The 11,339-nt window shown below is 67.6% G+C and carries 10 protein-coding genes and 1 tRNA gene; 4 read left to right on the top strand and 7 right to left on the bottom strand.

What is annotated here, in order from left to right:
• Positions 1-33 precede the first annotated feature (33 nt).
• Positions 34-594 (bottom strand): Rv1733c family protein, encoded by a 561-nt coding sequence (locus GOAMI_RS15355; RefSeq protein WP_006437465.1) that lies wholly within the window; start codon positions 592-594, stop codon positions 34-36.
• A gap of 398 nt (positions 595-992) precedes the next feature.
• Between GOAMI_RS15355 and GOAMI_RS15360 the strand changes: the two genes are divergently transcribed.
• Complete coding sequence (locus GOAMI_RS15360; protein ID WP_006437466.1) at positions 993-2,348, top strand: FAD/NAD(P)-binding protein; 1,356 nt, start codon at positions 993-995, stop codon at positions 2,346-2,348.
• Positions 2,349-2,385: 37 nt separating this feature from the next.
• Here GOAMI_RS15360 and GOAMI_RS15365 read toward each other — a convergent pair whose 3' ends face one another.
• The 4 genes from GOAMI_RS15365 to GOAMI_RS15380 all read right to left on the bottom strand — a co-directional run bounded on the left by GOAMI_RS15365 (position 2,386) and on the right by GOAMI_RS15380 (position 5,344).
• On the bottom strand, positions 2,386-2,820 hold the full coding sequence (locus GOAMI_RS15365; protein WP_006437467.1) for a hypothetical protein: 435 nt from the start codon (positions 2,818-2,820) through the stop codon (positions 2,386-2,388).
• Positions 2,817-4,001 carry a globin domain-containing protein gene (locus tag GOAMI_RS15370; protein ID WP_006437468.1) on the bottom strand — a complete coding sequence of 395 codons (1,185 nt, stop codon included), beginning with the start codon at positions 3,999-4,001 and terminating at the stop codon, positions 2,817-2,819. The genes GOAMI_RS15365 and GOAMI_RS15370 overlap by 4 nt, the downstream gene beginning before the upstream one ends.
• A 14-nt stretch (positions 4,002-4,015) precedes the next feature.
• Positions 4,016-4,522, bottom strand: a complete 507-nt coding sequence (locus GOAMI_RS15375) for an RrF2 family transcriptional regulator (RefSeq protein WP_006437469.1) — start codon at positions 4,520-4,522, stop codon at positions 4,016-4,018.
• Between the two features lie 66 nt (positions 4,523-4,588).
• Complete coding sequence (locus tag GOAMI_RS15380; RefSeq protein WP_006437470.1) at positions 4,589-5,344, bottom strand: DUF72 domain-containing protein; 756 nt, start codon at positions 5,342-5,344, stop codon at positions 4,589-4,591.
• A gap of 368 nt (positions 5,345-5,712) precedes the next feature.
• Here GOAMI_RS15380 and GOAMI_RS15385 point away from each other — a divergent pair, with 368 nt between their 5' ends.
• The gene (locus GOAMI_RS15385; protein ID WP_006437471.1) at positions 5,713-6,207 is read left to right on the top strand and encodes an FBP domain-containing protein; all 495 of its coding nucleotides are present in this window, start codon (positions 5,713-5,715) and stop codon (positions 6,205-6,207) included.
• 38 nt (positions 6,208-6,245) lie between these two features.
• On the opposite strand, the gene GOAMI_RS15390 is transcribed toward GOAMI_RS15385, so the two are convergent.
• Positions 6,246-7,595, bottom strand: coding sequence for a lipase family protein (locus tag GOAMI_RS15390; protein ID WP_006437472.1), 1,350 nt, complete (start codon positions 7,593-7,595; stop codon positions 6,246-6,248).
• A 144-nt stretch (positions 7,596-7,739) separates the two neighbouring features.
• Between GOAMI_RS15390 and GOAMI_RS15395 the strand changes: the two genes are divergently transcribed.
• Positions 7,740-9,404, top strand: a complete 1,665-nt coding sequence (locus tag GOAMI_RS15395) for a RecQ family ATP-dependent DNA helicase (protein WP_006437473.1) — start codon at positions 7,740-7,742, stop codon at positions 9,402-9,404.
• 89 nt (positions 9,405-9,493) lie between these two features.
• Here GOAMI_RS15395 and GOAMI_RS15400 read toward each other — a convergent pair.
• A tRNA-Leu gene (locus GOAMI_RS15400) sits at positions 9,494-9,579 on the bottom strand.
• A 276-nt stretch (positions 9,580-9,855) separates the two neighbouring features.
• Between GOAMI_RS15400 and GOAMI_RS15405 the strand changes: the two genes are divergently transcribed.
• Complete coding sequence (locus GOAMI_RS15405) at positions 9,856-11,220, top strand: FHA domain-containing protein (protein ID WP_006437474.1); 1,365 nt, start codon at positions 9,856-9,858, stop codon at positions 11,218-11,220.
• The last annotated feature ends 119 nt before the right edge of the window (positions 11,221-11,339 follow it).

Below are 11,339 nucleotides of genomic sequence, written 5' to 3' on the forward strand. Positions count from 1 at the left end.
TCTGACGTAACCCGAACTCTCGCTTTCCTGCGTTCAGTGGTGGCTGTCGATGTCGAACCGGCACCACTCAGCTTCCCATCGCTGCGCCCGATACCGATCTGTTATGGCCCGGACGAGCCAGGTCAGTAGCCACCACCCCAGCGCTGTGACGATGACAGCTCTTCCGCCAGTCGCGAAGGCGTGCAACATGGCGTCTGCAGTAGTGGCGGGCCGGTCGACCACCTCACCGTCCGGAGCCAGCCAGATCTTTCGTGTTCCACCGACGCGGTCCTGACGCTCACGCCCAACTGCTGCCGTGATCTGGCGACCGTCGCGTTCTGACCACACGACGAATGATGTGTCGTTGTCCTGCTTCGGAGTGCCGACCACCTTCGCGATCACCGCGTGCCGTGGAGGCTGGTTCTCAACGACAACCTTGTTTCGGGCGTAGGCGTCACTACCCATGGTCAGTGCGACCAACACTCCCAGCAGACCCATCAACGAGAGGACGGCCAGCAGCACGCTTTCAAGACGGTCGGCCGAACGCACCAGCTCGTTCGATGACACATGCATGACCCGCCAGCTGTGCAACTCGCGAGACAAGAACCGCAACATGGCTCGCCTCCAAACCGGGAGTTCTGACTACGGTGCCCGACCCACTCACAATCAGGCCTCCCCTCGAGTCAACATGGCGGCGCGAACCGAGAAAAGGGACTTACGTAGTACGAGAAGGGCATTAAGGATGACGGTGCCCCCCGCACGTCACCGTCTGCTACCACATGCCCGACAGGCGGTAGCCGCTCGAGGCCTCGGGGGTCCGGAGGGCGACGCATCAGCGCGCTGTCTCGGGCGGTGGGGTCACCGGCCCGCAGCCAGTGACTGCCGACGCTGCCGCTGCGCCTCGTTCAACCGGGCGGGACCGGTCTGCTGTAAGAAGTACCGGTGCCAGAAATGCGTCCCCGTCCACGAGCCGGATCCGCCTGTTCGGGCTTCGTCGGCGCAGGTGTCGGCTGATGCGCGTCATCGTGGTCGGGGCCGGCGCCGCCGGCTCGCTCGTCGTATTCCACCTGGCTCGACTGCTGGCCGCGGACGAACGGACAGACGCACTCGAGGTCGTGGTCATCGACCCGGTCGACCAGGTCGCCGGGCCGGCCTTCGGCACCACAGATCCTGCCCACCTCCTGAACGTCCCCGCATCGGGGATGTCGGTGGACCCGGACGAGCGGTTCGACTTCGTGGACTGGTGCCGGTCGGAGGGGCTGGTCGCCGGCGAACAGGCGCACTACTTCTTCGCCCCGCGGACGCAGTGGGCCCGCTACCTCCGAGCCCGGCTGGCGGAGGCCTGCGAACGCGCCGGAGACCGGCTGAGTGTCCGGCACCTGCGTGACGACGCCACCACCGTCACCGCCGTGGGTGACGGCGTTCGCGTGGAGACGGCGGGCGGGACAGTCGTCGACGGGGACCGCCTGGTGCTCGCGACCGGACTTCCCGGCGTGGGCGACGACTGGGCGCCGTGCGACCTGAGTGAACAACCTCGATACATCGCCGACCCGTGGCTGCCCGACGCCCTCGAACCGGTGCTGGCCGACGACGGGGACGTCCTGGTGGTCGGTACGGGCCTCACCATGGTCGACGTGGCGATCAGCCTGCTGAAGTCCGGCGACGACCGACGCGTGGAAGCCATCTCGCGCGGGGGTCGATTGCCTCGACGTCATGCCGACACGTATCTCGGCGAGGTCGTCCCCGACACCTCGACGTGGGGCGACAACCTGGACGAGATCCGGGCTGCGGTCGCCACCCATGTCGCGAGAATCGAACGCCTGCTGGGGAACTGGCGACCCGGCGTCGACGGTGTGCGCTACCGGATCGCCGAATTGTGGAGGCGGCTCGACGAGACAGACCGCCGCGCCTTCGTCCGCGACCTCGCCGGGGACTGGGGTGTGCGTCGTCATCGGATGCCGCCGTCGAGCGGTGCGCTGATCGACGAGGCCCGGCGGACGGGTCGTCTCGTCGTGCGCTCGGGGCGGATCACCCGAGTCGACGCGGTCCCGGGCGGTCTGGTCGTCGCGACCGGCGCGGATGAGCGCACCTATGCCTGGATCGTGAACTGCACCGGCCCGCAGACGGATCTGCGGCGACTCGGCAATCCCGTCCTCGACTCGATGTTCGACGCCGGACTGGCGACGACCGACCCGCTCGGTCTGGGTCTGGTCACCGACGACGGTCGTGTCCTCGACGCCGCCGGCCGTCCGGGCCCGATCTGGACACTGGGATCGCTGCGCCGCGGTGAACTCTGGGAGTCCACCGCCATACCCGAGATCCGCACGCAAGCAGAGGAATTGGCCGCGTCGCTCATCGGTGACACCTGAGGTCACCGATGAGCGACGGGTTGCTCGGGTCAGCTCGTCAGGTCGCGCTGACGAGTACCGCCGTGCCGAGCCAGATCAGCGCGGCCACCTTGATCACCTCGACGCCGACATAGACGAGATGCGCTGAGCTACGCGGACCGTCGTGTCCGGCCAGCACGGCGTCGGACCGCTTGGTGAGGGCCGGCCGGACGGCGATGAGCTGGACGACCAACGCCGCGACCGCAACCCCGGTGGCAGTCGGTATGGCCGCCCCCGGCCACGAACCGAGTACGACGGCGACCAGGATGGCGACCGCCCAGACGAGCTCCGCGGCGTTGAGAGCACGGAAGACCAGCCGGCCGATCCCGAGACCGATGGGCAGGGTCACGCCCGGCGCCCGGAACTTCAGCGGCGCCTCCAGAAAAGAGATCGCGACGGCCATGCCGAGCCACACGAAGGTGAGCGCGGTGACCACCGCCGCGGCGGTGCTCATCGGGCACCCGATCGCAGGAGTTCCGGACCGAAGGTCTCGTAGTGGATTCGGCTCTCCGCGATGTCGCGGCCGAGGAACTCCTCACGCATCGAGGACAGGAATCCGGTGGGGCCACAGAGCATCACATTCGACTCGGGGTGCACCTCGACGTTGTCCAGCGACATCTGCCCGACCCGGACCGAGTCGGAGACGATGTGCGGCGAGGTGTTCTCATACCACTGGATGAGTCGACCGGTCGGCAGCGAGTCCACCAGTGCGGCAAGCATTCCGCGATGCGGCTGACGGTCGCGGGAACGATCGGCGTGCAGGACAGTCACCGGACGCGCGTCGCCCTTCTCCGACAGTGCGGTCAGCAGGCCGATCACCGGCGTGCACCCGATCCCGGCCGAGGCCAGCAGCAACGGGGCGTCGTCGTCGGGCAGGACGAGATCGCCGAAGGGAGTGCTGACCCGCAGGGTGTCGCCTTCGAAGACGTTCTCGTGCAGGTGGGCCGAGACCTCGCCGGCGAGTTTGACGCTGAAGCGCCACTGCGCGTCGACGGGAGACCCCGTCAGGCTGTACTGGCGGATCTGCTGGGCGCCGTCACTCAGCGGGACCTGCACCGAGATGTACTGTCCGGGCCGGAACCCCGGGAGGTCGCCGCCGTCGACGGCGGCGACCGTGAGAGCGATCGTGTCGGGCGAGACCTGGACGCGGTCGGTGACCCGGACCTCGCGCCACACCTGACCGGGCTCGACACCCGCAGCGGCATAGAGGTCGGATTCGGAGGCGATGAGCAGATCGGCCATGTCCCAGTACAACTGGTCCCAAGCGTCGGCCACCTCCGGCGTGACGGCATCGCCGAGGACCTCGACGATGGCCGCGAACAGGTGCTGGTGGACGACCTTGTACTGATCGGCGGTCACACCCAGCGAGGCGTGCTTGTGCGCGATCCGGTCCAGGATGAACCGCTGGCGTCGAACATCGGGTTCGAGCTGGAGACGCGCGAAGGCGGCGACCGAACCGGCGAGGGCCTGCGGCTGTTCACCGCTCTTCTGGTGGGTGCGGTTGAACAGGTTGTCCAGCAGGTTCGGATGTGCGTCGAACAGCCCGCGATAGAACCGCGGGGTGATCTCGGTGAGAGCCCCCTCGACTGCGGGCAGGGTCGCTGCGAGAGTGGCGCGTTGGGTGTCGGACAGCATGAGAACTCCTCTGTTCACTTGCTCACTGGGTGAGAGTCTCCGGCCTCCGGCCGGAAGTCGTTGTCACCGTTGGGTGGCCGCGTCGACAACGACAGCAGCACCGCGGTGGTCGGCTCGCCGGCGAGATCGGCGACGGTTTCGGAATCGAGGCTGTCGTAGAACGCGGCGGCCGCCCGGGCGAGCGCACCCCGGAGATGGCACCCGCGGCGCAGCGGGCACGGCTGCGGACCTTCGCAATCGACGACCTCCCCGTCACCTTCGAGGGATCGCGCGAGCCAGCCCACGCGTGCTTCGCGACCGAGGTCGGTGATCGTCAGACCACCGGCCCGGCCACGGCGCGCATGGACGACACCCATCTCCGACAGCCTGCCGACGACCTTCGCGACATGCGTGTACGGGACGGCGAGCTCCGCCGCGAGATCCTTCGTGGTGAGAGATGGTGCAGCCGAGGACTGTTCGCCGGCGACGGCGAGTCGCATCACGACCCGGAGGCCGATGTCGGTGAAGCGTGTCAGCTGCATGCGGCAAGTGAAACATAAATTGGCATCATCGATACGAATTTATGGGACGTGTACTCTGTCACTCGGCTATCGCGGTGCGACCGTCCTCACAGGTATCCCCAGGGTCTGTGCGCGCCGAATCATGGTGCGCGCATTGTCGATCGCGGCGCAGCCGGGGTCGTTGTTGAAGTACACGTAGACGTCGCACTCAGCGTCGAAGCTGTCGCGCAAGCGGCGCAGCCAGGTGTCGATAGCGCGGACGCCGTAACTCATCGGCCGTCTGGCGGTGCCGTCGTGCATGCGCAGGTATCCGAAGTCGGCGGTCCGCCACAGCGGGGTGAGGATCCGACTACGGCGATCGGCCCAGCACAGCGCGGCGTTGTGCCGTTCGAGGACCTCACGTACCTCGTCGGTCCACCAGGACTCGTGACGCGGCTCGACCGCGAGCTGAACACTGTCCGGGAACAGCTTCAGGGTGTCGGCGAGGGCGTCAGGCTCTGCCCGGAGGTTGGGCGGGAGCTGCAACAGCACAGGTCCCAGCTTCGTCCCGAGGCCGGCGGCACGGTCGAGAAAGCGTTCGACCGGTTCGGCCGGCTCCTTCAGCCGCTTCACATGCGTGAGATAGCGGCTCATCTTCGCCGCCATCCGGAAGTCTGCGGGAACCGCGTCCGCCCAGTGCTCGAACGCCGTCTTCTCGGGCAGCCGGTAGAAGGTGTTGTTCACCTCCGCCGTCGTGAACCGTTCCGCGTAATAGTTCAGCCACAGCCGCTGCGGGAGCTTCTCGGGATAGAACGCGCCGCGCCAGTCCTTGTACTGCCAGCCGGAGGTACCGATGTGGAGCATGCTGCTCACCTCGGGCCGCGTGCCGACACGGCCGGCTCGACACGCTCGTCCGGATTTCGCACGCCCGTCGTGGGAATCACCACGGTCGGGTACCCGCGTTCGGCATGTGCCAATCGCCGCCGGTGAGGCACCGGCGGCAGAGTGCGTTCCTCGATCGTGGTTATTTCCGTTGACAGAGTCGCATCGGGACGCGAGCATCTGGTTCATGCATCTGTTCGTGTCGTCGCCCGCTGGGCGTGAGGAGGTCGTCGGCGTCGCGCGCGCCGACGGTTGAGTGACCTGCCCCGACCGGCGCGATTACCGCATCCGCGGACCGCACCGGTCGACGCATGCCCTCATTCCTTCCCGACACCCGAGGTGTTTTCTTCATGCATGCTCTGACCGAGTCCGAGATCCGCTCTTCCCTCGTCAATGCGACCGTCCGCGAACGCAAATCACTCATCCTGCCGCCCGATTTCGAGGAAACGAATTGGGAGCGGACGGATTTCGTCGGCTGGCGAGATCCGAAGCAGCCGGTGGTCGGCTACGTCGTCATCCCGACCGACGTCGAGCCGGTCGGCATCATGCTCCGGCTGGGCGGACGCCAGCCGCGCAAACGCCCCCTGTGTTCGTTCTGCGAGGACGTCCTCCTGCCCAACGACGTCGCCTTTTTCAGCGCCAAGCTCGCCGGTGCCGCCGGACGCAAGGGCGACACCATCGGCACCTTGATCTGCTCGAACTTCGAGTGCTCGAAGAACGTCCGGATGAAGCCGCCGCCGACGTTCGGCGGCCATGACCCGGAAGCCGTCCGGCAGCAGCGAATCGAGTCGCTGCGAACACGCCTCGCCGGCTTCGCCGGGCGCGTGCTCGGCACGTCCACGTGAACGGCGAGCCGAGCCCACCGCCGAGCTTCAGCGAGTGATCACGCGGTCTGTTCCGACGGCGGGACCGGCATCGTCACGTCCGTGGTCAAGTCGGTTCCCTCGGTCGACGCGACGAGGTCGCCCCGCCGCTCGGCCACCGAGCCGCGCAGCCGTCGGGTCACCTGTCGCAGCGCCCACGCGGGCGACGGCTGTCCGGCGAGCGTCGTCACCGTGCGATCGGTCGCCGGACGACCGGCGAGCCGGTTCGCGAGCCAGGACACGGCCATCGGGCCGGACAGCGGTAGGAGCGAGATGTGCTCGCTGAGCTGATCCCGGACATATGTGACGGGCACCCCCTGCTCGCGGTAGCGGGCGACCTGCCGGTCGACGTCGGCGACAGCGATGATCGGATCGCGCACCGCCTGCACGACGAGCAACGGGATGTCGGGACGATGGGTGCCGAGCTGCACGTCGCTCATCATCTCGACGATCTCGCGCTGGGCCAGGACGTCGGCGAGCGGGATGTCGAGGTATCGGTCGATGTCGTGGTTGCGGAACCGGCGCACCGCGTGCAGCGTCGGCATCTCGGCGATCTCGTCGAGATGCCGAAGCCCGGACGGGGTCGCGTGCTGCAGGATCACCTGGTCGAGCTGTGGATACACCCGGCGCAGACCGGCGATCACCATGACGGGCAGACCGGCATGCAGGCTCCCGTTGAGTCGCAGGAGCGCCGAGGCCATGTCACCGACCGGTGATCCGAGGACGGCGCCGACCAGCCGCAGTTCCGGTGCATACTCCGGCGCCATCTCCGCAGCCCACGACGTCGCCATACCGCCACCGGAGTAACCCCACAATCCGACGGGGGTGTCGTGTGAGAGTTCGTGATGGGTGAAGGCCAGCGCCGCGCGGATACCGTCGAGGGTGCGATATCCGGGCTCTCGCGGAGCGCCCCAGGCGCCGAGCATGCCCTCGTGGTCGGGGATGGAGACCGCCCAGCCCTTCGCAAGTGCGCGACGCACCACGAGGAATTCGAAGGGTGCGATGGTGTGCCCCGACCGGGCACCCTTTCGCAGCGCGTACGACGGGAAACTCTGCGAGGTGACGGCATCGATCGCGCACTGGAACGACAGCAGCTGGAATTGCCCCTCGCCGGCCCGTCGCCGCGGCAGCACGACCGTGGTGGCAGCCACCCCGGCGACGCCACGAAGGTCCGTCGACCGATACAGCAGTTGCCAGGCATCGGTGCGGTGCTGGGAAGCCCAGTAGTCCTTGAGCTCGACCTGCCGGCACCGGATGATGTCTCCCGGGGCCAGGGCGGCCACATCGGCCGGCTCGTCGTAGAACGGATCGTGCACAGGAAGCAGCACGTCGGCAGGCTCGTGCTCTCCTCGATGAACACCGGTGGTCATCGTCAAACCTCATCTCCGGGACGCCTCCGCGCTCTGTACCGGATACTCAACGGATTCCGCGTTCACGGCATTCCGGGCGACGTTCTCTCGACGATGGCACGTCGTGGTCTTCCCGTGGTTCGTCTGGAAGGAGAAGCTGCGAGGATGACCGAATCGATCGACGAACGCCGTCGTGCGGAGCTGCGGCGGATCGCCCGCGAGGACTTCGGCTGGACCATGCTGCGACCCGGGCTGATCGAGGCGATGGAGCCGCTCCTCGACGGCCGCGACGTGCTTGCGGCGATGCGCACCGGATACGGGAAGTCGGCGATCTATCAGGTGGCCGGCGCCATGCTCGACGGGATCACCCTCGTCATCTCCCCGTTGATCGCGCTGCAGCACGACCAGGTGGCCGGGATCTCCGCCGCCGACGACGCACCGATCGCCGTCGCCCTCAACTCCGCGCTCGGTCCGCGGGCGCTGACCCGTGCGTGGGACCTCGTGACCGCCGGGGGCGCCGAGTACGTGTTCGTCGCACCCGAACAGCTGGCGAAGACCCAGGTGGTCGACCGTCTCCGCGACGCGGGCGTCTCGCTGGTCGTGGTCGACGAGGCACACTGCATCGCCGCGTGGGGCCACGACTTCCGCCCCGATTATCTGCGTCTGGGTGCAACGATCGCCGGCCTGGCGGCGCCGAGGTCGCCTCGTCCGCCGGTCCTGGCCCTGACCGCAACCGCGTCGCCACCGGTCCGCGACGAGATCATCACCGAACTGCGCATGCGGGAACCAATCGTCGTCGCGACCGGGTTCGACCGTCCGAACATCCGGCTCGAGGTACGACGATCCGCCCACGCCACGGACAAGCGGCGCGCACTGATCGCTCGTGTCACCGACCTCGACGGATGCGGCCTGGTCTATGTCTCCACTCACCGGGCGGCGATCGAGTACGCGTCGGCATTGCGGGGGCGCGGGATCCGCGCCGCCGGATACCACGGAGGCCTGCGCGCGGTCGACCGGTCGCAGGTGCATGGCGACTTCCGTGCCGGCGAGGTCGACGTGGTGGTGGCGACGTCGGCGTTCGGGATGGGAATCGACAAACACGACATCCGGTTCGTCGTCCACGAGTCGGTGCCCGATTCGCTGGACGACTACTACCAGGAGATCGGGCGGGCGGGCCGCGACGGCGACCCGGCCCTGGCACTACTGTTCTATCGGCCCGAGGATCTGGCCCTGCGGCGGTTCTTCGCCGGTCGGCATCCCGTGGAGAACGTACTCCGCCGCGTGTTCGCGGCGCTCCGCCCGCACGGTGAGCCGATCCCGTTGCGTGACCTGGGTCGGCGACTCGACCTCCGGACACGCACCCTGATCAACTCCCTGAACCTTCTCGAGCAGGCCGGCGCGGTGCTGTCCGGACCCGACGGATACCGAGCCGGCCAGACGACGGCGGATGACGCGGTCGCCGGAGCGGTGCACGCCGCCGACGTCGGGGCCCGGATGGACACGTCCCGCGTGGAGATGATGCGCGGCTACGCCGAGACCGCCGACTGCCGACGCCGCTTCCTGCTCGGCTACTTCGGCGAACACCGTGTGGGTGCCTGCGGCAACTGCGACAACTGCCTGACGGGAGCGGCCCCACCCTCGGCGATCCTCGACGCCGACGTACCGTTCCCACTCAATCACCGTGTGCGGCACGAAGACTGGGGAGAGGGCGAGGTGGTCCGCGTCGAACCGGATCGAGTGACCGTGCTCTTCGGCGAGCAGGGTTACCGCACGCTGTCGCTCGACGCCGTGCAGCGGTCGCAGGTGTTACGTGTCGTCGGAGAGCAGTGAGCGGGAACCGCGATACCGCCGGCCCGAAACAAGAAGGCCAGACCGCGTTTTCGCAGTCTGGCATCTGACACCGTGTGAGCTTCCGCTCGTGGTGGGCGAAGGGGGACTTGAACCCCCACGTCCCGAAGGACACTGGCACCTGAAGCCAGCGCGTCTGCCATTCCGCCACTCGCCCGTGGCCGCCGGAGTTCCGGCGGGCATGTCGTCGAACTGGGTTCGTCCGGCGACTGGACGACGATAGCAGCACCGCGCCCCTACTACAAAACCCGGGTCTCCGCGGGCATTCGCAGCGTCGGTGACCTGCGGCACCGGTGACTGGCCAGACACCTGGGGCAGGTGTTACACACGATGCACCAGTTGTCGCGGTGGCACAGTTGTCCGTTCTTGTCGCTATCATCAAACAAGGCCATATGCACGGCGACACGCTCGAATGCCGCGAAAGGAGGTCTCGGTGGGGATCCTGCAACGAATTGAACGCAAGCTCGAAGGTGCTGTTGACGACGGCTTTGCGCGAGTTTTCGGTGGTCAGGTGGCCCCGCAGGAGATCGAGAACGGCCTGGCGCGCGAAGCCGAGGAGTCGCTGGAGAACCTCGGCGACGGTACCGTCCTTGCGGCGAACAGCTACACATTGCTGTTGAGTCCGACCGATCACGAGCACATCGCGGCGGAATACGAACTGAACCGCAAGACTTTCTCGAAGCATTTGGAACACTTCATCCATGACAACGGGTGGCAGACCTACGGCAAGGTCGTCGTAGAGTTCGAGCAATCGCCATCCCTGCACACCGGGATCTTCCGTGCGCGCGGCACGGTGAACCCGGACGCACGGCCCCGACCGGTGCCGCCGCGTTCGGAGCAACCACACGGCGCACCACCACCGAAGGCCCCTCGCCCACCGGCCAGTCCCCCGGCCCCGAATCCTCGCCCGGCCGCACAAGCCTTTCCCGCCGACGCCCTCGACCAAGGAGCCCCCAAGATGACTCAGAACCCCGGATACGACCAGCGCAGGGGCGCCGATCCCGCTTACGACCAGCAGGCCTACGAGCAGCAGGGCTACGACCAGCAGGGGTACGACCAGCAGGGCTACGGACAGCAGGGCTACGAGCAGTACGGTCAGCAGCCCGGCTACGAGCAGGGGTACGACCAGCAGGGCTACGGTCAGCAGCCGGCCGGCTATGAACAGCAGGGTTACGGACAGCAGCCCGGCTACGGCCAGCAGGGCTACGGACAGCAGCCCGCCGGCTATGAACAGCAGGGTTACGGCCAGCAGCCCGGCTACGGCCAGGGCTATGAGCAGCAGGGCTACCAGCAGCCCGCCGGCTACGAGCAGCAGGGTTACGGCCAGCAGCCCGGCTACGGCCAGCCCGGATACGAACAGCAGGGCTACGGACAGCAGCCCGGCTACGACCAGGGTTACGGCCAGCAGGGCTATTCGCAGCAGGGCTACGGTCAGCAGCCGGCCGCCTACGACTACCAGGGTGGCTACGACCAGGGTTACGGCGCGGGACGTCCCGCCGCCGGCTACGCCCCGACGTCGATCACCCTGCTCCTCGAGGACGGCAGCAACCGCACCTTCCAGCTGCACGAGGGTTCCAACGTGATCGGTCGCGGCCAGGACGCGCAGTTCCGTCTGCCCGACACCGGTGTGTCGCGTCGCCACGTGGAGATCCGCTGGGACGGCACCACCGCGATGCTCACCGACCTCAACTCGACCAACGGCACCACCGTCAACGATCTGCAGGTCAACACCTGGGAACTCGCCGACGGCGACCGCATCCGCGTGGGTCACTCCGACATCACCGTCCGGTTCCAGTAGGCCCGGCAACCGCCGACGAACGCCCCGTGGAACACGGGCGGCGATCGTCGCTGATCGAGGCGATCCGGCGACTGTGCGCGGGCGGTTGATACTGAACTGTCATATGTGAATGAACGGGT

The organism is Gordonia amicalis NBRC 100051 = JCM 11271, assembly GCF_000332995.1.
GTDB lineage: Bacteria > Actinomycetota > Actinomycetes > Mycobacteriales > Mycobacteriaceae > Gordonia > Gordonia amicalis.

Excerpts from the sequence above, each read along its gene's own strand:
- GOAMI_RS15355 (WP_006437465.1), bottom strand. The coding sequence starts at position 594 with ATGTTGCGGTTCTTGTCTCGCGAGTTGCACAGCTGGCGGGTCATGCAT.
- GOAMI_RS15360 (WP_006437466.1), top strand. The coding sequence starts at position 993 with ATGCGCGTCATCGTGGTCGGGGCCGGCGCCGCCGGCTCGCTCGTCGTA.
- GOAMI_RS15365 (WP_006437467.1), bottom strand. The coding sequence starts at position 2,820 with ATGAGCACCGCCGCGGCGGTGGTCACCGCGCTCACCTTCGTGTGGCTC.
- GOAMI_RS15370 (WP_006437468.1), bottom strand. The coding sequence starts at position 4,001 with ATGCTGTCCGACACCCAACGCGCCACTCTCGCAGCGACCCTGCCCGCA.
- GOAMI_RS15375 (WP_006437469.1), bottom strand. The coding sequence starts at position 4,522 with ATGCAGCTGACACGCTTCACCGACATCGGCCTCCGGGTCGTGATGCGA.
- GOAMI_RS15380 (WP_006437470.1), bottom strand. The coding sequence starts at position 5,344 with ATGCTCCACATCGGTACCTCCGGCTGGCAGTACAAGGACTGGCGCGGC.
- GOAMI_RS15385 (WP_006437471.1), top strand. The coding sequence starts at position 5,713 with ATGCATGCTCTGACCGAGTCCGAGATCCGCTCTTCCCTCGTCAATGCG.
- GOAMI_RS15390 (WP_006437472.1), bottom strand. The coding sequence starts at position 7,595 with ATGACCACCGGTGTTCATCGAGGAGAGCACGAGCCTGCCGACGTGCTG.
- GOAMI_RS15395 (WP_006437473.1), top strand. The coding sequence starts at position 7,740 with ATGACCGAATCGATCGACGAACGCCGTCGTGCGGAGCTGCGGCGGATC.